Origin of the sequence: Nonomuraea typhae, assembly GCF_009760925.1 — a bacterium.
GTDB lineage: Bacteria > Actinomycetota > Actinomycetes > Streptosporangiales > Streptosporangiaceae > Nonomuraea > Nonomuraea typhae.
In genome coordinates this window covers 342,727-362,579 of record NZ_VRLV01000008.1, presented here as the reverse complement: position 1 = coordinate 362,579, position 19,853 = coordinate 342,727, and the positions used below count along the sequence as shown (strand labels likewise).

Annotated in this window: 17 protein-coding genes; 11 read left to right on the top strand and 6 right to left on the bottom strand. The window is 70.8% G+C overall.

The window, feature by feature from the left end; genetic code table 11:
- Positions 1–68: 68 nt before the first annotated feature.
- On the bottom strand, positions 69–1,688 hold the full coding sequence (locus FVE25_RS30390) for a hypothetical protein (RefSeq protein ID WP_246267665.1): 1,620 nt from the start codon (positions 1,686–1,688) through the stop codon (positions 69–71).
- 103 nt (positions 1,689–1,791) lie between these two features.
- On the opposite strand from FVE25_RS30390, the gene FVE25_RS30385 reads away from it, so the two are divergent.
- The 5 genes from FVE25_RS30385 (at position 1,792) to FVE25_RS30365 (ending at position 7,848) form a co-directional block, all read left to right on the top strand.
- Complete coding sequence (locus FVE25_RS30385) at positions 1,792–3,939, top strand: hypothetical protein (RefSeq protein ID WP_157250509.1); 2,148 nt, start codon at positions 1,792–1,794, stop codon at positions 3,937–3,939.
- 112 nt (positions 3,940–4,051) lie between these two features.
- Positions 4,052–4,903: a permease-like cell division protein FtsX gene (locus tag FVE25_RS30380; protein ID WP_157250508.1), complete on the top strand. Its 852-nt coding sequence runs from the start codon at positions 4,052–4,054 to the stop codon at positions 4,901–4,903.
- 46 nt (positions 4,904–4,949) lie between these two features.
- Positions 4,950–5,783 (top strand): permease-like cell division protein FtsX, encoded by an 834-nt coding sequence (locus FVE25_RS30375; RefSeq protein WP_157250507.1) that lies wholly within the window; start codon positions 4,950–4,952, stop codon positions 5,781–5,783.
- A gap of 63 nt (positions 5,784–5,846) precedes the next feature.
- Positions 5,847–6,782 (top strand): glycosyltransferase family 2 protein, encoded by a 936-nt coding sequence (locus tag FVE25_RS30370; RefSeq protein ID WP_246267663.1) that lies wholly within the window; start codon positions 5,847–5,849, stop codon positions 6,780–6,782.
- Between the two features lie 10 nt (positions 6,783–6,792).
- Entirely contained in the window at positions 6,793–7,848 is a 1,056-nt protein-coding gene (locus tag FVE25_RS30365) for a glycosyltransferase family 4 protein (RefSeq protein WP_157250506.1), read from the top strand.
- Here the strand turns inward: FVE25_RS30365 and FVE25_RS30360 are convergent.
- From FVE25_RS30360 to FVE25_RS30350, 3 genes are read right to left on the bottom strand one after another with little or no spacing between them, the layout of a single operon-like run.
- The gene (locus FVE25_RS30360; protein WP_157250505.1) at positions 7,755–8,708 is read right to left on the bottom strand and encodes a lysylphosphatidylglycerol synthase domain-containing protein; all 954 of its coding nucleotides are present in this window, start codon (positions 8,706–8,708) and stop codon (positions 7,755–7,757) included. The two genes, FVE25_RS30365 and FVE25_RS30360, sit on opposite strands and share 94 nt — an antisense overlap.
- Before the next feature lie 9 nt (positions 8,709–8,717).
- Complete coding sequence (locus FVE25_RS30355; RefSeq protein WP_157250504.1) at positions 8,718–9,788, bottom strand: TFIIB-type zinc ribbon-containing protein; 1,071 nt, start codon at positions 9,786–9,788, stop codon at positions 8,718–8,720.
- A 50-nt stretch (positions 9,789–9,838) separates the two neighbouring features.
- Positions 9,839–10,912, bottom strand: a complete 1,074-nt coding sequence (locus tag FVE25_RS30350; RefSeq protein WP_157250503.1) for an SPFH domain-containing protein — start codon at positions 10,910–10,912, stop codon at positions 9,839–9,841.
- 107 nt (positions 10,913–11,019) lie between these two features.
- On the opposite strand from FVE25_RS30350, the gene FVE25_RS30345 reads away from it, so the two are divergent.
- The 6 genes from FVE25_RS30345 (at position 11,020) to FVE25_RS30320 (ending at position 17,201) form a co-directional block, all read left to right on the top strand.
- The gene (locus tag FVE25_RS30345; RefSeq protein WP_246267655.1) at positions 11,020–11,835 is read left to right on the top strand and encodes a class I SAM-dependent methyltransferase; all 816 of its coding nucleotides are present in this window, start codon (positions 11,020–11,022) and stop codon (positions 11,833–11,835) included.
- A complete protein-coding gene (locus FVE25_RS30340) occupies positions 11,832–12,728 on the top strand; it encodes a lysylphosphatidylglycerol synthase domain-containing protein (RefSeq protein ID WP_246267653.1) in 897 nt (298 codons plus the stop codon). The genes FVE25_RS30345 and FVE25_RS30340 overlap by 4 nt, the downstream gene beginning before the upstream one ends.
- A 94-nt stretch (positions 12,729–12,822) precedes the next feature.
- Complete coding sequence (locus FVE25_RS30335) at positions 12,823–13,941, top strand: glycosyltransferase family 4 protein (RefSeq protein ID WP_157250502.1); 1,119 nt, start codon at positions 12,823–12,825, stop codon at positions 13,939–13,941.
- A gap of 20 nt (positions 13,942–13,961) precedes the next feature.
- Positions 13,962–15,053 (top strand): mannose-1-phosphate guanylyltransferase, encoded by a 1,092-nt coding sequence (manB, locus tag FVE25_RS30330; protein ID WP_181019758.1) that lies wholly within the window; start codon positions 13,962–13,964, stop codon positions 15,051–15,053.
- Between the two features lie 127 nt (positions 15,054–15,180).
- Positions 15,181–16,554: an APC family permease gene (locus FVE25_RS30325; protein WP_246267651.1), complete on the top strand. Its 1,374-nt coding sequence runs from the start codon at positions 15,181–15,183 to the stop codon at positions 16,552–16,554.
- Between the two features lie 8 nt (positions 16,555–16,562).
- Complete coding sequence (locus tag FVE25_RS30320; RefSeq protein WP_157250500.1) at positions 16,563–17,201, top strand: GOLPH3/VPS74 family protein; 639 nt, start codon at positions 16,563–16,565, stop codon at positions 17,199–17,201.
- 22 nt (positions 17,202–17,223) lie between these two features.
- Here the strand turns inward: FVE25_RS30320 and FVE25_RS30315 are convergent, their stop codons facing one another.
- Both FVE25_RS30315 and FVE25_RS30310 read right to left on the bottom strand, forming a co-directional pair.
- On the bottom strand, positions 17,224–18,120 hold the full coding sequence (locus FVE25_RS30315) for a DNA-3-methyladenine glycosylase family protein (protein ID WP_157250499.1): 897 nt from the start codon (positions 18,118–18,120) through the stop codon (positions 17,224–17,226).
- Positions 18,121–18,182: 62 nt separating this feature from the next.
- Positions 18,183–19,745, bottom strand: a complete 1,563-nt coding sequence (locus FVE25_RS30310) for an alpha/beta hydrolase (RefSeq protein WP_157250498.1) — start codon at positions 19,743–19,745, stop codon at positions 18,183–18,185.
- Positions 19,746–19,853 lie beyond the last annotated feature (108 nt).

Here is a 19,853-nt window from a genome sequence, read left to right as displayed (position 1 = left end):
GTCGTGACCCCAGCGTGATGAAGCATACTCAGAACTGGACATTTCGTGGAATATCAACGTGAAAGTCTTTACGATTTCACCTGGTCAGGGCGTGTGGCCAGCGCCGCGGCCAGGCATGCCAGGGGTACGGCCGGCAGTACGTATCTGTAGTCGAATTCGGCCACGGCGGCCGGAACCACCAACAACGCCCAGGTCGTCGACCAGGGCAGAAGCCACCCCATTTCGGACCGCCGCCGGATTACGGCCAGTGCCGGGGGCGCCAGCAGAACGATCAGCAGGATGGTCCCCGGCAGCCTGACCACGTCCTGATATATACGCATCCATCCGGCGAACGGCTCCACCACCCGCGTCCCGACCGGCGCCCGCTCGTACCGATCCTCGGCCAGCTGAGCGCCCAACTGCGCCGCGTGCCTCCCCGGCGGCCCCGGCTGCCCCTCGGGGAACTCGTAGTAGTCGTAGATCTCCTGGTCCGGATAGACCGGGCGGCCCCACGTGAACGTGCGGGCCAGCTCGGAGACGATCGAGCCCGCGTAGTCCAGCGGCTGCGACCTGATGGCCAGCATCGCGAAACGCCCGGCCAGATCGTCGTTCTCCCGGGAGAACGTGATGCCGGGCAGCCTCACCAGCGGCGAGTCCGGCGACCAGATGTACTCCTGCGACGGCGGCCGATCCTCCGGCGCCCGCGGATCGCACAACACCCGCAGATCCGGCGGCGGATCCATCCGGCGGCAGTCGGCGAACGCCTGCGTCCGCGCGTACAGGAACACCCCGTTGGCCCCGACCAGCCCCATCCGGTCGTAGGTGGCGTAGAACCAGCCCATGTACGCCATGACCGGCACCAGCGCGGCCACCAGCATCACCCCGGTCACCGCGATCCGCCTGCGCAGCAGGAACCAGCAGGCCACCAGCACCACGAGCGGCTGCCCGATCGTCCTGGTCAGCGTGGCCGCGGCCAGCAGCAGCCCCACCCCCGCGGCCAGGCGCCAGGACACTTCGCGCCGGATCGCCGCCACCACCGCCCCGGCCACCAGAAACATGAACAGCGTGTCCGAGACCAGCAGGTGCTCCAGCTCCACCTGGTAGGCGTCCAGCAGCACCGGCGCCGCGGCCAGCGTCCGCACCCACATCCGGGTACGGCGGGCCGCCGCGTACACCATCACCCCCACGGCCAGGCCCATCAGGTGCTGGACCGCCGCCACCAGGGCGAAGCTGTGGAAGGGTTCCAGCAGCTTGAGGAACATCGAGTAGCCCGCCGGGCGGACCAGGTCGGGGCGGGGGCGGAAGACGGTGACGATGTAGGTGTAGGAGTCGGGGAACCACAACACCGGCCGGAACCCCAGCATGGCGACGACCCGCAGCACCACACCCAGCGCCAGCACCCCCGCAAACCACCGATGCCGCCCCACCAGTGCCCCGGCCCGCCGCACCACCGCCCCGGCCGGCACGCTGCCGCCGCTACTCCCGGCCTCTCCTGCGCTGTCCTGACCGGTGTCCGCCTTGGGCCCGGCCGGGGCGTTTTCCGTGGCTTCCTGCCCGGCGTCCAAGCTGTGGCCGCCCTCCGCGGTGCCTTGTCCGGCGTTCAGTGTGCCCAGTTCCGAGGGGTTGGGACCGGTGTGGTTTCCGGGATGCCCGGGAGGCGCCTCGTCACCGGCAGGCGTGGTGGATTTGTCCGGTGCCGTGCCTTCCACGTGCCCCCCATCTCCATGGCAGCCGTCCCGGCCGTACGTTACCGGCTTCCCCACGCGGCGCAGCGCGGGTTGTCGGCCGTGTTGGATACCCTCGCGATCAACGATGGCGTTCACCCGGCTCCTGCCCGACGAGACACGGAGGCCGTCGGCGGGCAGGGTGCTCGCCCTGGCCTCGCTGCTGCCTGCGCTGGCGGTGGCCGGCTGGTTGCTGGCCGGACTGCCGCTCCTGCTCGCGGGGATGTTGCGGCCCTGGTTCACCGTGCTGGCGGCCGTCCCGGTGATCGTGCTGCTCTGCGCGGCGGGGCTGCGGCGGCTGCCGGAGGTGGTCGAGGCCACCGGACGGCAGGTCGCCGCCGTGCTGGCCATCGCGGTCGGCTCGGGCGTCTTCAACGCGGTCTTCCACAGCGAGCAACTGATCGTCCGCCGCGACCCGGCCACCTACGCGCAGTACGCCATCTGGCTGGCCGGCCACGGCTCCCTGCCGATCCCCCGGCAGGACGCGGCGTTCGGCGGCCCGGATCCCATGCTGCAGTTCGACAGCGTCGGCTTCTACGACTACGGCGGCGCGGTGGTGCCCCAGTTCATGCCGGGCCCGCCGATGCTCTACGCCGCGGCCGACTGGCTGGGCGGGCTGCTGCTCGGACCGCCGGTCCTGGGCGCGCTGGCCGTCCTGACGGTGGGCGGGGTGACCGCCCGGCTGGCCGGCGGCCGATGGGCGCCGGTGGCGGCGCTGACGTTCGCGGTGAGCCTGCCGATCCTCTACACCTCACGCACCACGTTCAGCGAGATCCCGTCGCTCATCCTGCTGTTCGGCGGATTGGCGCTGGTCCACGACGCCATCACCCGGGCCCGCGCCCACCGGGCGCCCACGCCCGCCGGCCCCCACACGGGCGCCCCGCCGGCGGCGGCCCTGGCCGGACTGGTGTTCGGGCTGGCCACCCTGGTGCGCATCGACGGGCTCCGCGACGTCCTGCCCGTGCTCGCCTTCGCCGGACTCCTGGTGGCCATGCGCCGCTTCCGAGCACCCGCAGACCCCGCCAGACCAGCCGATCGGGGGGGTCCCGCGGTTTCGGGCGGCGGTGGCCGGGGCCGGGTGGAGGGTGTGCTGGGGGTGCCGTTGCTGGCCGGGCTGGTGGCCGGGGGCGGGCTCGGGTTTCTGGCCGCTTATGCGTTCGCGCGGCCGTACCTCTCCTATCTGTCGCGCTCGGTGGTGCCGCTGCTGGCGATCTGCGCGGTGGTGCTGGTGCTGACGGTCGTGGGTACGGCGCTGGCCCCGCGGCTGGCCCGGCTGCGGTTGCCGAGGCGGGCGCCGGAGGTCGGGGCGGCCCTGGTCGTGCTGGTGATGGCCGGGTTCGCGGTGCGGCCGTGGGTGCAGACCGTGCGCAGGGAGCCGGTGACGCTGGAGGACGCGCGCACGGCCAGGTTCATCATGGAGACCCAGAAGGCCAACGGGCTGCCGATCGACGGGACCCGGCTGTACTTCGAGGAGTCGCTGTACTGGGTGATCTGGTACGTCGGCGTGCCGGTCGTGATGCTGGCCACGGTGGGCGCCGCCGTACTCGTGCGCAGGCTGCTGCGCAACGGGGCCGCGTTCGCGTGGCTCCTGCCGCTGGCCGTGATCGGCTGGACCACCGTCACCACGCTGCTCCGCCCGGAGATCACGCCCGACCAGCCGTGGGCCTCGCGCCGCCTGGTCCCGGTGGTGATCCCGGGGCTGATCGTGCTGGCGGTGTGGGGTCTCGGCTGGGTTCGCGACCGCGCCCGCAGATTCGGGTACGGCCGGCGCGTCCAGGGCTGGCTGGCCGGGGCCGGCACGATTCTCATCCTGGTCCCGCCGGTCATCACCTCGATCGGGACCGCGTTCACCCCGATCGAGCGTGGGGAACGGGCGGCCGTCGAGGCGATGTGCGCGGCGATTCCGCCCGGCGCCTCCGTGCTGATGGCCGAGCGGGTGACGGGTGACCGCTTCACCCAGGTGGTGCGGGGGATGTGCGGCGTACCCGTCGCGCAGGTGCGCCGGGCGGAGAACGTGGACACCGCGCCGGAGCCGGAGGTGGAGCGCCTGATCGCCCGGATCAGGACGACCGGCCGGACCCCCGTGGTGCTCGCCGCCACCGCGGACCAGGTCCAGCCCTATGGCCGGTCGCAGCAGGTCATGTCCCTGGTCACCCGGCAGGACGAACGCTCCCTGACCGAACCGCCCAACGGCACCTGGAGCCTCCGGATCAACGTCTGGATGTCCAGGCCGTAGCCGGGCAGACCGGAGTCGCCGCTGCCCGACGCCAGCGGGCGCCAGGTTTCCCGGCATAACCACATAGCCGGGAATTGACCGGAGTTGCCGACGATCGCCATGATGTGTCGCCATGAGGCGTACGTGGGCGGTCGCGGCGTTAACGACGGCGCTGGCGACCAGCGGGATGGGCGTGGCTGCGGCCGACGTCCCTATAGGTGGGATCAGGCATTCCGATGAGCCGGCTCTGGGCCCGGACGATGTGACCTCGCGCGTGGGAACCGGGGCCGAGGGGGTTGTGGCCGAGGCGGTCGCGCCGCTGGCCACGCCTGACGGGTCCTGGCCGGTGACCGGCCGGCTGAGCGTGTATCTGTGCGCGAAGGGCACGGACGTGCGGAACTGCCATGGCCAGGCCGTGACCGCGGAGCAGAAGCGGAAGATCGAGAAGCTGCTCAAGCGGCTGCCCGGAGTCTCCGACGTACGGTATGTGTCCCAGAGCGAGGCGTACCGCAACTTCCGTGAGGACACCGGCCGCACCAAGGCGGGTGGCCGGAGCGGCATGCCGCAGTACTTCCGCGCGACTCTCGACCGCCCGAACGTCAAGCTGGGTGAGAAGCTGGAGAGGCTGCCCGGCATCGCCTCGGCCGTCGTCCAGCGCTCGGATTTCTGGACCGGCAAGGCCGGGGCGATGGTCCGGCTGTGCGGTCCCAGCAGCTGCGCGAACCGCCTGACGATCACGGACCACGAGCGTGACGCGGTCTTCGAGGTGCTGCGCAACCTTCAGGGTGTGAAGAAGGTCTACATGGAGACGCACCGGCATGCCGCGCAGAACCACCAGCGGGTCTTCTCCGGCAGCCTCCAGGACGCGTCCAAGCAGACGGGACAGGTCTTCCACCTGGTGCTGTCCAGCCCGGCGGACTTCAGCCGGATCCGCCCGGCGCTGAAGGGGCTCACGGGCGTGCACGGGATCTCCCGGCACCGCTGATAACCGGATTGACCGGGATCGCCGGTGATCGTCATGATGTGGCGCCATGAGGCGTGTGTGGGCTGTCGCGGCGTTGACGATGGCGTTGGTGACCGCGGGGACGAGCGGGGCCCTGGCCGAGCCAGGGCCAGAGGGCACGAACCAGGCGTACGGCACCGTGGCCGACGGGCCGCTGCCCACTCCCGACGCGCCCTGGCCTGCGACGGGTGAGCTCAGCGTGTTCCTGTGCTTGAAGGACACCCCAATGGTGGCGTGCCGTGGGCGCGTGGTGACCGCGGAGCAGAGGCGGAACATCAAGAGGGCCATCAAGCGGCTGCCCGGCGTCTCCGAGGTGCGGTTCGTGACCAAACGCGAGGCTTATCGGGAGTTCCGCGAGGCGTTCGCGCACAACGACACCCTGCTCAAGGACGTCAGGCAGAGTGACATGCCGGAGGAGTTCCGGGCGAGACTGCAGGTCCGTAATGACAAGCTGGACGCGAAACTGGAGAAGCTGCCGGGCGTCTCCATGGTCATCGTCTCGGGGACGGACTTTTGGGACGGCAAAGCCGACGCGAAGGTCGTTCTCTGCAGCCCGAAGACTGCCATGGAGCCGTGCGGAGTAGGTGACCCGATCACGGACCAGGAGCGGGATGCCGTCTTCGAGACGCTGCGCACCGTGGAAGGCGTGCAGAAGATCTACCTGGAGTCGCATCGGCACGCTGCGGAGAACCTTCGGCGGCTGGTGGGCGGCTGGAACAGGGCCAAGCCAACCCTCCGCGATGCCCTGGAAGCATCCGGCGAGACCTTCCACCTGGTGCTGTCCAGCCCGGCGGACTTCAGCCGGATCCGGCCCGCTCTCAAGGGGCTTCCCGGGGTGGCGGAGATCGGGCGGCATGGCTGACGGGCCGCCCGGCGTCGTCGATGTGGACTCCGCGTTCCGCTGGGCAGAGTACCCTCGACCCACGTGAGCACGCCCGAGACCCCCCAGAGTGGAACCGCCGTGGAAGTGGAACAAGCGCCTTACGTCACCATCGTCCTGCCGTGTTACAACGAGCAGAATCACGTCCTCGACGAGGTCGAGCGCATCACCAAGGCGATGGACTCCAGCGGCTACACCTATGAGCTGGTGGCGGTCGACGACTGCTCGACCGACGCCACGTTGGCGAAGTTGCAGGAGGCCGCCCCGCACTATCCGAACATGCGGATCCGGGCGTTCCACCGCAACGGAGGATCGGGGACCGTCCGCAGGATCGGCACCCAGGAGGCGCGCGGCGAGATCGTCGTGTGGACCGACGCCGACATGACCTACCCGAACGAGCGCATCCCGGAGCTGGTCCAGATCCTGGAGAAGGACCAGACGGTCGACCAGGTCGTGGGCGCGCGCACGTCGGAGGAGGGGTCGCACAAGCTGCTGCGGGTCCCGGCGAAGTGGGTCATCAGGAAGGTGGCCGAGAAGCTCGCGGGGCAGAAGATCCCGGATCTCAACTCGGGGCTGCGGGCCTTCCGCAAGTCGGTGGCGCGGCCGTATCTGCGGCTGCTGCCGCCCGGGTTCTCGTGCGTCACGACGATCACGCTGTCGTTCCTGTCGAACCAGCACGACGTCTACTACCTGCCGATCGACTACGCGAAGCGGGCCGGCAAGTCGAAGTTCAGCTTCGTCTCCGACGCCTACCGCTACATCCTGCAGGTCCTGCGGATGATCATGTACTTCAACCCGCTGAAGGTGCTCATGCCGCCGGCGTTGTGGCTGGTCGGCATCGGGTTCGCGAAGGGCGTCTGGGACATGATCCAGCACCCGTTCTACTTCCCGGCCAACACCGTGATGATCTTCCTGTCGGGCATGCTGATCGGCTCGGTGGCGTTGCTGGCCGACCTGATCGTCCGAAGCAGGGGCGAGTAGGGACATATACGTGCGGATCGCGATCGTCGGCCCGACATATCCGTACAAAGGCGGAGGGGCCCAGCACACCACCGAACTGGCACACCGGCTGAGCGCCCTGGGCCACGACGTGGTGATCGAGTCCTGGAAGGCGCAGTACCCGGGCTTCCTCTACCCGGGCCGGCAGACGATCGCCGCGCCCGAGGGCGAGCCGTACCCGAAGACCGTGCGCAGGCTCGACTGGCGGCGGCCGGACGGGTGGTACGCCTGCGGACGCCGGTTGCGCCGCGCCGACCTGGTCGTCTTCGCGGTGCTGAGCCCGGTGCAGGTGCCCGCATATCTCGGGATTTTGTCCGGCATAGCGGGCAAGACCAGGACGATCGCGCTCTGCCACAACGTGCTGCCGCACGAGCGCAAGCCGTACGACAGGCCCCTGATGAAGGCGCTGCTCACGCGGGTCGACGGCGTGCTGGCCCACTCCGAGCAGCAGGCGGCGCTGGCCAGGGAGCTCACGGGCAAGAAGGTCAGCGTGGCGGCGATGGCGCCGCACCTGCCCTCGGCCGGCGCCGAGCGCTCCGGCGAGGTGCACAAGAACCTGTTGTTCTTCGGCATCGTCCGGCCGTACAAGGGGCTTGACCTGCTGCTCAGGGCGCTGCCCGAGGGGGTCTCGCTGACCGTGGCGGGGGAGTTCTGGGGCGGGCTGGACGACACCCGGCGGCTGATCGACGAGCTGGGGATCCGGGATCGGGTGGAGCTGCGGCCGGGGTACGTCGCGGCCGAGGACGTGTCGGGGTTGTTCGCGCGGGCCGACGCGCTGGTCCTGCCGTACCGCAACGCCACGGCCAGCCAGAACGTGTGGCTCGGGCACGAGCACGGCGTCCCGGTCATCGCCACCCGGGTGGGCGCGCTGGCCGATCACATCACCGACGGCGTGGACGGCCTGCTCGTCGAGCCCGATGACGTGGGGCGACTCCGGCAGGCGATCGAGCGGCTCTACGCGGATCCGGTGGGATTGCGCTCGGGGGTCAAGTCGGTGGATCCGGCGCCGTTCTGGTCGGCGTACGTCTCGGCCTTGCTCGACGCCTGACGGCCCAGCAGGAACGCGATCCCGGCGGCGGTGGCGTCGGCCAGCGTGAAGGCCACCCGTGACAGCAGCGCCACCGCGAACGCGGCGCCGGTCCCGATCAGCGGCGTGAACACCAGCACCAGCGCGCCCTCACGCACCCCCACCCCGGCCGGGACCACGAACGTCAGCAGCCCGGTCGCCCACGCGAACGCGTAGGCCCCGGTCGCGAGCACGTAGAGGTCCCAGCGGCCGGCCAGCAGCCAGGTGTGCACGCCGTAGATCAGCCAGCCGAGCGCCGTCCACCCGGCCGCCACCAGCACGGTACGGCCCGGCAGCGCGCTCTCCAGCGGCTCCTTGCGCGCCAGCCGCAGCGCCAGGTTGAGGCCCCAGGTCAGCACCTTGGGATGCAGGCAGACCACGATCACCGGCACGAGCAGCACGAGGTACCAGGCCCGCCGCAGCGCCTCGTGCGTGGCCAGCGTGGCCGCGGCGAGCGTCAGCGCCACGCCGAGGTTGATCACCAGCGAGAGCGAGATGCAGGCGAAGGTACGGCGGGGCGGACTGCCGTGGTCGCGGCCGAGGTCCATCATCGCCGCGTAGGCCCAGACCGAACCGGGGATGTACTTGCCCAGCTGCCCCACGAACATGATCCGCCCGGTCACCCGCAGCGGCAGCGGCGAGCCGAGCCCGGCCAGCACCTCGCGCCAAGCCAGCAGCATGCAGAACTGCCCGGCCAGCACCGCGGCGAACGCCCCGACCAGCGCCCAGGGCGACAATCCGGACAGTGCGGTCGTGGTCGCGTCCCAGTTTCTGGCCAGGCCGTACCCGAGGAATCCGAGCGCGACCAGCGCGAGCGCGACACGCAGCAGGCGGCGGAGCATTCGCCAAATCTACGCGCGGTTGACGGCGATAATCCAGACGACGAGGCCGATGAGCGCGGCGACGGCCAGCGCCGTAAGGGTGATTTTGACCCAGCTGTAGGGGCGGTCGCCCTGGACCTCCCCGGAGACGCCGTTGATGAGCACCTGGTAGGTCTTGCCGCCGAACAGGTAGGCGCCGATCCACACCGGCAGCAGCACGAGCTTGAACGTGACGCCGGTGTAGGTCGTGTCGACGGTGTTCACGCGCTGCTGGTCGCCGCCGATGTCCCGGCGGCAGTCGCCGTCGATGACGACGGCCATCTCCTGCTTGGCGCTCTCCATGCCCTGCTCGGGCTCGACGTCGTAGCGCAGCGCGTGGTGGCCGGAGATGTAGGCGGGTGCGAAGGGGAGCACGCTGCCGACGGGCCAGGGCTCCAGCTTGCCGAGCTGCTCGGGGGTGACGCGGCCGGTGGCGGCCACGAGCACGTCGTCGAAGCGGCGGGCGACCGTGCCGGAGGCCGGGTACCAGCGGGTCTTGCGCACCCGGCGGGTCTTGGTCTCGCCGTTCTCGGTGTAGGTCTGGGTCTCGTAGTAGTACTCGCCGCGGGAGCCGGTGTAGTCGGAGGTGGTGTCGGCGTCGTAGGTCCAGAAGGGGACGTAGGTGGATTTCATCGACTCCGCCTCGGTGACCTTCTTGAGGCGGTTCGGGGCGAACCAGCGGGACTTCACCCAGCCGCGCAGGGACTCCCGGGAGCCGTTCCTGTCCAGAGTGAACGGGAGCACGGCCTCGGGCGCGATCTGGTCGCCCGCGGCGGTGTCGGCGACCAGGGCGGTGCCGCAGAACTGGCAGCCCTTCGCCAGCGCGTCGCTCTCGGTGCGGGCGCCGCAGCCCGGGCACACGCTCTGGTGTACGGCCAGCGCGGGCACCCGCGGCTTGGCCAGGAAGGCGGAGTAGTCGTGTTCCCTGACCGCGCGGGCAGGGGCGGCGATCTGCTGCTCGAGCCCGCAGTAGGGGCAGCGCAGCAGGCTCGTGCCCGGGGCGTAGGCGACGCTCGCGCCGCAGCCCGAGCACGGGTGGGTGGTCTGGGCGGGGGTGGACAACGGCTGCGGCCTTTCTGGGGGAGTCCAGTCCGTCCTCGGACAGGGGAGAGTCAGGAGGGTGGCAGGGGCGGGGGCGTCTGGGACAGGAGCTGGGCGAGTCCGGGCACGTCGCGGGCCGGCGTCCACTGGGCCATCCCGGCCGTCCACACCAGCGTGTCCGGGGTCAGCCCGGCGCGGGCCAGCGCCGCCCGGTCGAAGGGGCCTTGGCGCTCGCCGTTGACGCCCAGATACCACTGCTCACCGGGCAACGGCGGCGGAACCGGGGCCGGGGCGGAGGCGGCCTGGGCTGGGGGCGGGGTGAAGGCGGCCTGGGCGGCCATCATGCCCACGCCGAGGCCCATGGCGCCGTTCGGGTTGCCCGCGGCCGCCTCCATCGCCTCGGCCGCCTGGAACCGCTGGTACTGCCCGAGATCGCCGACGATGCCCATCTGAGTCCGCTTGTCCACGGCCTTCTCGACCTCGGGTGGCAGGGAGATGTTCTCGAAGCTGAAGGTGGTGATCGCGATGCCGGACGCGGCCATGTCGGTGCTGAGCACCTCGGCCAGGCGGCGTCCCATCTCGTGCTGGTTGGCGGCCAGGTCGAGCACGGGCACCCCGGCCGTGGCCAGCGCGGGAGCCAGCCGGCTGACGATCATCTGGCGGAGGTAGCCCTCGACCTCCTCGGTCCTGAACTGCTGGTCGGTCCCGGCGAGCTCCTGCAGCAGCCTGCGCGCGTCGGTGACCCGGGCCGAGTAGGCGCCGAACGCGCGCAGCCGTACCGGACCGAACTCGGGGTCGCGGACCATGACCGGGTTCTGGGTGCCCCACTTGAAGTCGGTGAACTGCCGCGTGTTGACGAAGTACACCTCGGCCTTGAAGGGGGAGTGGAAGCCGTGCTTCCAGCCTTTGAGCGTGGACAGGATCGGCAGGTTCTGGGTCTCGAGCGTGTGGGTGCCGGGGGCGAAGGCGTCGGCGATCTGGCCCTCGTTGACGAAGACCGCCACCTGGGACTCGCGCACGACCAGGCGGGCGCCCATCTTGATCTCGTTCTCGTAGCGGGGGAAGCGCCAGACGATGGTGTCGCGGCTGTCGTCGAGCCATTCGACGATGTCGATGAACTCGCCCCGAAGTTTCTCGAACAACATTCCCCCAATACACCCATATGTCAGGCGTGCCCCAGATGTCAGGCGGGCACAGTACCAAAGCCGGTTTGACAACGGGTTGATGTCGGGTGCGGGTACTGTTGGGCAGCGTGGCAAGGCAACAGCAGCTCGAATACTCCGAGTTCCAGGCGGCGATGCTCGACGAGGACAAGCGCCGCAGGAAGGCCGCGAAGATCATCGCGGTGCTGGAGCACTTCCACGGACCGCTGGCCGGGCTGACCGTGGGCGACGTCGGCTGCTCGGCCGGGTTCATCGCCGACGAGCTGGCCGGCGCCGGGGCCAAGCACACGCTGGGCATCGACATCGACGTGCCCGGCCTGCGCAAGGCCGCCGACCGCTTCGGCGAGCGGGTCGCGTTCGTCTGCGGCGACGGCACCGCGCTGCCGTTCCCCGACGGCTCGCTCGACGTGCTGGTCTTCAACCACATCTACGAGCACGTGGTCGACCCCGACGCGGTCGTCGCCGAGATGCACCGGGTGCTGTCCGACGACGGCGTGCTCTACCTCGGCCTCGGCAACCGGCTGGGCGTCATGGAGCCGCACTACAAGCTGCCGTTCCTGTCCTACCTGCCGCCGTCGCTGGCCGACCGCTACGTGCGCGCCTTCGGCCGGGCCGACCACTACTACGAGCGCTTCCGCACCCGCCGCGGCCTCAAGCGCATGCTGCGCGCCTTCCACGTCTGGGACTACACCTTCCCCGTGCTGGCCACGCCGGGCCGCTTCGCCGGTGGCGAGCTCTTTCCCGGGCCGGCGGGCAAGGCGGCGCAGGCCGTCCTCGCGAAAACGCCCCGTGAGGTGCTCAAGCTGCTCCTTCCGCTGGTGCCGACCTACCTGTGGGTGGCCACGAAGACGCCCCGCCGTCCGCGCGGCGCCGCGTTGCCGCAGCCGCCCGAGAAGGTCCTTTGAGTACGGCGGAGCCGCGCACCACCCCCAAGCCGCTGCTCAGGAAGGTCGTCCGGTTCGGGTTCCTGGCCGTGGCCCTGGGGTTCGGGGCGTGGGCCGTGGCCGCGCAGTGGGACGCGGTGCTGGCCGGGTTCGCCAAGCTGTCGTGGCCGATGCTGGCCGCCTCCCTGGCAGCCGTGGTGGCCGCGCTGCTGGGCGCCATGCTCACGTGGCGCACGCTGCTGGCCGACCTGGGCTCCCCACTGCCGCTGCGACCGGCGGCGAAGGTGTTCTTCGTGGGCCAGCTCGGCAAGTACATCCCCGGCGCCGTCTGGCCGGTGCTGGCGCAGATGGAGATGGGCCGCGACCTCGGCGTGCCGCGCTCGCGCAGCGCCGCGGCGTTCTTCCTGATGATGCCCATCCAGCTCGCCACCGGCCTGCTGGTCACGCTCGGCACGCTCGGCTGGAACCGGTACGGCTGGCTGCTGCCGGCCGTCCCCGTGCTCCTGGTGCTGCTGGAGCCCAAGGTGATCAACGCGGTCATCGGGTTCGGGCTGCGCAAGCTCAAGCGGGAGCCGCTGGAGCGCCCGCTGACCCGGCGGGGCATGCTGACCGCGCTCGGCTGGGCGCTGGCCGGGTGGACGGCCTACGGGGTGCACCTGTATGCCGTGGCGCCGCAGGGCGGGCTGCTCTTCGCCGTCGGCGCGTTCGCCCTGTCGTGGTGCCTGGGCATCCTGACCTTCGTGGTGCCCGCGGGTGCGGGGGTGCGGGAGGTGGCGATGGTGGCGGTGCTCTCACCGGTCATGGACCGGGGCTCGGCCATCGCGGTGGCGCTCGTGTCCCGGATGATCATCATTGCGGGTGACCTGATCTGCGCGGGTATCGCCGGTTTGGCGGCACGGCGTCGCAGCCTGTGATTTGGGCCACGCTTTAGGGGAGGGTGGACATAGGCTGAACATCAGAGGGGGACACCGGGTCCCACGTTGATCTTGAGGGGAGAAGATCACCGTAATGCCTCGCGTGCTTGTCGATGCCGCAGCGGTCCCCGCGGACCGCGGCGCGCTGATTCGATATGTCGACGGCCTCGTCGCCGCCCTTCACCGGGCCGGGGCCGACCTCGCGGTCGTCTGCCAGAGATCCGAAGCCGAGCGCTACCGCCGGCTGGCGCCCTCGGCCCGCGTCCTGCCCGGGCCCGTCGCCATCACCAACCGGGCCGCCAGGCTCGCCTGGGAGCAGACCGGCGTGCCGCTCCTGGCGCGGCAGGCCGGCGCCGACGTCATCCACGCGCCCTACTACTCGATTCCGCTGCGCTCCGGGCTGCCGACCGTGGCCACCGTCCACGACGTCACCTGGTTCACCGAACCCGACCAGCACGGCACCGTGAAGGCGTCCTTCTTCCGGGCCGCCACGCGCACCGCCGTACGCCACGCCCAGCGGGTCATCGTGCCGTCCAAGGCCACGCGCGACGACCTGGTGCGGGTGCTGGCCGCCGACCCGACCCGCATCGACGTCGCCTACCACGGCGTCGACCCGGGCACCTTCCACCCGCCGACCCCGGAGGAACGCCGGCGGGCGGCCGAGCGCTGCGGGCTGCACGGCCAGCGTTACGTCGCCTTTCTCGGTGCCCTGGAACCACGTAAGAACGTTCCCAACCTCATCCGCGGCTTCGCCATGGCGGTCAAGAGCCTGGCCGACCCGCCCGCGCTGGTGATCGGCGGCGGCGTGCACGAGGACGACGTCGACGCCGCCTGCCGGGAGGTCGAGGCGACCGTCCGGGTGATCCGCCCCGGCTATCTGCACAGCCCCGACCTGCGTGGCTTCCTCGGCGGCGCGGAGGTCGTGGCGTTCCCGTCGAAGGGGGAGGGCTTCGGGCTGCCGGTGCTGGAGGCGATGGCCTGCGGCGCGCCCGTGCTCACCACCCATCGCACCTCGCTGCCCGAGGTCGGCGGTGACGCCGTGGCCTACACCGAGCCGGACGCCGACAGCATCGCCGACGCGCTCGGCCGCCTGCTGGCCGATCCGCAGCGGCGGGCGCGGCTCGGCGAGGCCGGGCTGGCGCGCTCGCACGAATTCACCTGGGACGCCTCGGCCGAGGCGCACCTTCTCTCTTATCAACGGGCGGTCGAATAGTTGGATACTCTCGCGGAGTGATGGAGAGCTCTTTGCCGGACCTGGAGGCGATCCTCCTGGTCGGGGGCCAGGGCACGCGCCTGCGTCCCTTGACGCTGGGCACGCCCAAGCCACTGCTGCCGACTGCCGGTGTGCCGTTCCTGGCCCACCAGCTCGCTCGCGCCCGCTCCTTCGGCGTGCGCCGGATCGTCTTCGCCACCTCCTACAAGGCCGCGATGTTCGAGCCGGTCTTCGGGGACGGCTCCGCCTTCGGCCTCTCGCTCGAGTACATGACCGAGGAGACGCCGCTCGGCACCGGCGGCGCGATCCGCAACGCCGCCCAGGCGCTCGGCAGCGACCCCGACGCGCCGGTGCTCATCCTCAACGGCGACATCCTGTCCGGTCATGACATCGGCGACCAGGTCCGTGCCCATGTCGCCCGCCGGGCCGCGGTCACCCTCCATCTCACCGAGGTCGACGACCCCACCCGCTTCGGCTGCGTGCCCACCGACGGCGACGGCCGGGTCACCGCCTTCCTGGAGAAGACCCCGAACCCCGTCACCAACCGGATCAACGCCGGGTGTTACGTCTTCACCCGCTCGGTCATCGACTCCATCCCCGCCGGCGAGGTCGTCTCCGTCGAGCGGCAGACCTTCCCCGGGCTGATCGAGTCCGGGGAACTCGTGCTCGGGTACGCCGACCGCACGTACTGGCTCGACGTCGGCACCCCGGCGGCGCTCGTGCAGGGCTCGCGCGACCTCGTCCTCGGCCGCCTGGCCTCGCCCGCCCTGCCCGGGCCGACCGGCGAGTTCCTCGCGCTGCCGGGGTCGCTGGTCTCCCCGGAGGCCAAGGTGCTCGGCGGCACCGTCGTGGGCGCCGGGGCGCGGGTGGCCGCCGGCGCCACGGTGACCGGCAGCATCCTGCTGGACGGCAGCGAGGTCGGCGCCGGCGCCACGGTCACCGACTCGGTGCTCGGGGAGGGCGCCAGGGTCGAGCCGGGGGCCGTGGTCCGCGACGCGCTGATCGGCGACCGGGCCGTCGTGGGGCCGGGCAACGAGCTTCAGGCCGGCATTCGGGTCTGGCCGGATATCGAGCTGCCGGAGTGCGCGGTCCGCTACTCCAGCGACGTGTGAGCCACGTGACCTGAGTCACGACTCCGCCTTTGCCGTTTCTGTCAGCCGGTTTCGTTCATCCGGAATGTCTTGCGAGGCGACCCAGCGCTACGGAAGGATCACACAACCGCACCGCAAGGAGGCAGTTGTGAACACACAGGAGAACGTCGACCGATTCGGCTACCGGCAGGAATTACGCCGCGGAGTCGGGCTGGGCGACCTGGTGCTCTACGGCCTCATCATGATGGTGCCGATCGCGCCTTTCGCGATCTTCGGTCTGGTTTACGAGACGTCGGGCGGCATGCCCGTCCTGGCCTACCTGACCGGCGTGGTCGCGATGCTGTTCACGGCCATGTCCTACGCGCAGATGGTCAAGGCGTTCCCGCTGTCGGGATCGGTCTACAACTACGCCGGCCGGGGGATCGCGCCGCCCGTCGGGTTCATGACCGGGTGGGCGATCCTGCTCGACTACCTGCTGGTGCCGAGCCTGCTCTACCTCGTGGCCTCGATCGCCATGAACGCCAGCGTCCCCGCGGTTCCGGTGTGGGCGTGGCTGGTCCTCTTCGTGGTGATCAACACCGTGATCAACCTGCGGGGCATCCGGATGACGATCACGCTGACCAAGGTGATGATCGTCGCCGAACTGATCGTGCTGGGGCTCTTCCTCATCGCCGGGATCTGGGCCCTGATGCAGGGGTACGGGCGCGGGTTCAGCCTGTCGCCGTTGTTCAACCCGGACACCTTCTCCTGGTCGGTGATCTTCGCGGCGGTGTCGGTGGCGGTGCTGTCGTTCCTCGGCTTCGACGGCATCAGCATGCTCGTCGAGGAGTCGACCGGTGGCTCCGAGCAGGTGGGCCGGGCCATGCGCATCGCGTTGCTGCTGGCCGGGGCGTTGTTCATCACGCAGGTCTGGGTGGCCGCGCTGCTCGTGCCCGAGGGCAAGCCGCTGAGCGGCACCGCCTTCTACGACGCGGCCGCGGTGGCGGGCGGGGAGTGGCTCAGGCAGCTCACCTCGCTGGCCACGGCCATCTCCTGGGGCATCGCCAACACCCTGGTGGCGCAGGTCGCGGTCTCCCGCCTGTTGTTCGCGATGGCCCGCGACCGCCAGCTCCCGAGGTTCCTGGCCAAGATCTCGGTGAAGAACTCGGTGCCGTCCAACGCCATCCTGCTCGTCTCGGTGGTGTCGGTGGGGCTCGGGCTGTGGATGTCCAGCCGCCCTGACGGCGTCGACCTGCTTTCGAGCCTCATCAACATGGGCGCGCTGGTCGCCTTCATCGTCCTGCACGTGTCGGTGATCGTGCACTACGTCGTCCGGCAGAAGTCCGGCGACCTGCGCGCGCACCTGGTCGTGCCGCTGATCGGAATGGCCATCCTCCTCTTCGTGGTGATCCACGCGAACGTGATGGCCCAGCTCGCCGGCCTGGTCTGGTTCGTGGTGGGCGGCGTGGTCCTCGGCGTCCTGTACCTGCTCGGCCGTCCGCCCGCCCTGCAGGGACACGACTCACGCAAAGCACAGGTGTGAGCGGGCCGATGGAACAATCGCCGCCGCTCTACCAGGACCTGTTCGTGGTCTGCCACCAGGAGAACGGCAAGCCGCTGGTGCACCGCTCCTCCATCGCCCTCGGGCTGGCCGGAGCGGTGCTGGCCGACCTGGTGCTGTCCGGCCGGGTCACGCTGGACAAGAGCGGGGCGGCGGCCGCCGAGCTCACCGCCACCGGCGATCCGGTCATCGACACCTACGCCCGCGAGTTCCTGCGCGACCCCGCCGGGCTGGACGCGCTCACCTGGGCCAAGGGCGTCGCGGCCGACGTCTACGACCGGACGCGGCGCGAGCTGGTGAACGCGGGCGTCCTGGTGGCGGTGACCGGCCGACGGCTGGGCATGCTGCCTTACACCCGCTACCAGACCGACATGGCCGCGATCGTGCGCGCCTCGGCCGACGTGCGCTCGGCCGTGAGCGGCTGGCGCGACATCGGTGCCCGCGGGGCCACCCTGTGCGGCCTGGTCCTGGTGCTCCAGGTGCACACCGAGTTGTACATCGGCCAGTCCGACGCCCAGCTCGGCGCCAACCTGCTCACCATCGCCCGCGGCCACTCGCCGCAGGTCAAGTCCCTCGTCGCGCTGGTCGAAAGGCTCGTGGGCGAGGCCGCCGTCGCGGTCTACCGCTGAGGGGTACGGCGGGCCGCCCCGGTCAGAAGGAGCGGTAGTCGCGCACCGGCATGCGGGGCCCCCGGGCGGGTGGGCGCAGGCCGGTGAGGCCGATCAGGACGGTGGCCCGGTGGCGGTGGCCGTGGTACGGCTCCAGGAGGCGCATCATGCCGGGGTCGTCCGTCTTCACCCCGGTCAGGGCATAGCCGACGATCTTGGCGAGGTGGTAGTCGCCGACGCTGACGGCGTCCGGGTCGCCGAAGGCGCGCTGCCGTACCTCGGCGGAGGTCCAGACCCCGATGCCGGGCAGGGTGCGCAGGAGGCGGTCGGCCTCCGCGCTGGTGGGGGCGGCTTCGAGTGTGGCGGCGTGCCAGGCGGCGGTGGCGATCGTCCTGGCGCGGACGGCTTCGGCGCCGGAGCGGTGCCAGTCCCAGGTGGGGATCTCGCGCCAGGTGCCGGGTTCCGGCATCACCCGCATGCCCTCGGGCGCGGGGCCGGGGGCGGGCTCGCCGTACTTGTTGAGCAGCCAGCGCCAGGCGCGCCAGGCTTCGCGGCCGACGACCTTCTGCTCCAGGATCGCGGGGACCAGTGCTTCCATGACCCGGCCGGTCCGGCCGATGCGGAGTCCCGGGTGCTTGCGGGTGACGTCCTCCAGCACCTCATGCTTCACGACAAATCCGGAAATGTCGTCGTCCGCCCCCAGCAAAACCGGCATGGTCTCCAGCAGCCAGTCTGCCCCGGGGCCCCAGGCGTGGCCGTACACGATCGTCGCCCGGAGGGAGAGGCGCAGCGTGCCGGGGCCGTCGGGCGTGCGCGAGGTGCGCCAGATCGCGCCGTCACGCCCCTGCCGCCAGGCGGGGTCGCCACCGCCCCGGCGGTGCGGAGCCATGGCGAGCCCGACGTCGAGAGGCCCGTCCGGCGTCCACACTCGCTCCTTCACCCCACCAGTGTGCCCGCCCCCGCGACACCGCGAGGACGGGCACCCGGCCGGTCAGGGCTGGATCAGGACGGGAATCCCCAGCCGGGCTGACCCGGCGCCTTCGGGGCGAAGTCCTGGTGCAGCGGGTTGTCGCCGAGCGTCTTGGCCTGCGCCGGCGGGACCGCCGGGCAGGTCGCGCCGCGCGGCGGGACCGTCAGGTTCAGCACGTAGCCGTCGATGGCCGAGGTGGCGCACGGGCCGCGGCCGTACACGATGTGGCCCCAGCCCTCGTAGCTCAGCAGCCGGCCCGAGCGGCCGAGCTGCGCGGTGGTGCTGAGCGCCCACGGGTAGACCGTGGCGGGGTCGTGCAGGGAGTTGGCCACCAGCACCGGCGTCTGGGTGCGGACCTTCAGGCGGTGCTGCGGGTTGGGGATCGGGTCGGGCTGCCCGAGACAGGAGACGACCGGGAAGATCGCCAGCGTGCTGTAGCGCATGTCCGGCGCGATCTTGGCCTGGCTCTTGACGAGGGAGTTCCATTGGGCGAAGTCGCGCACCGGCAGGCGGTAGTCCAGGCAGAAGACCTGAGTCGGGTTGCGTATCAGGTTCTCCTGCGAGCTCGCCGCCTTGGTCACGGGCTTGGCGAACGTGCCCGCCTTGACCGCGGCCCGGGACAGCTCGTCGATCGTCTGCGACAAGGTCGGCCAGCGGCGCGGGTCGTAGAAGGCGCCGACCGCGTGGTCGATGATCTCGAACGCGGAGATCGGGGTGTCGGGCCGCGACGGGTCGATGATCTCACCGCGGTCGGCCTTGGCCAGGAGGTCGCGCCAGATCGCCCGGACGTCCTCGCCGTTCTGCAGGCAGGAGGTTTCGCGCTGGCACCAGGCGACGAACTCGTTGAAGCCGTCCTGGGTGCCCCACGTCTCGGTGGCCATGAAGGCGGCCGTGCCGAGGCTGTGGTCCATGGTGCTGTCGAGCACCGCGGCGCGGACCCGGCTGGGGAAGTTCTCGGCGTAGGTCTGGCCGAGAAGGGTCCCGTAGGAGCCGCCCCAGTAGCTGATCTTCTGCTCGCCCAAGGCGGCGCGGAAGGCGTCGAGGTCCTTGGCGGCGCTGAGCGAGTCGACGTGGTCGAAGAGCGGGCCGGTACGGGCCCGGCAGTCGGTGCGCAGCTTCGCGTTGAACGCGACCCACGCGTCGAACTCGGCCTGGTTCTTGATCAACGGGCTGGCCGGGGCCTCGAGCATCACCGATTCCGAGCACACGACCGGGTTGCTGCGGCCGACGCCGCGGTGGTCGAACCCGACGATGTCGAAACGCCGCAGGAGCTCGGGGCTGAACCTCTGGTCGCTCCCGAGGACCAGATTGACGCCGGAGCCGCCGGGACCGCCGGCGCCGAGCACGAGCGCGCCGATCTTCGCCGCCGGGTCCGCGGCCTTGCGCCGCGCGACGGCGACGTTGACGGTGCCGCCCGCCGGGTTCTTCCAATCGACGGGTACGGCCAGCGTCCCGCAGTCGACGGCCGTGTTCTCCGGACAGGGGGACCAGGCGATGTCCGCCTTGGGCTCGACGGCCGCGGCGGAGGCGGCCGTCGGCGCGACTATCGACAGAGGGGCGACAAGCCCTACTACAAGTGCCGCGAATCTTCGCATGACAGGATCTTCGACTGCCTGTCATAGCGGGCGAATCGGGCCTAGGTAGGGATTGCGGTCTACCTCCTGAGGATGAGGTGTAGGTCCAACGTCCTAAAGGGTTCAGCT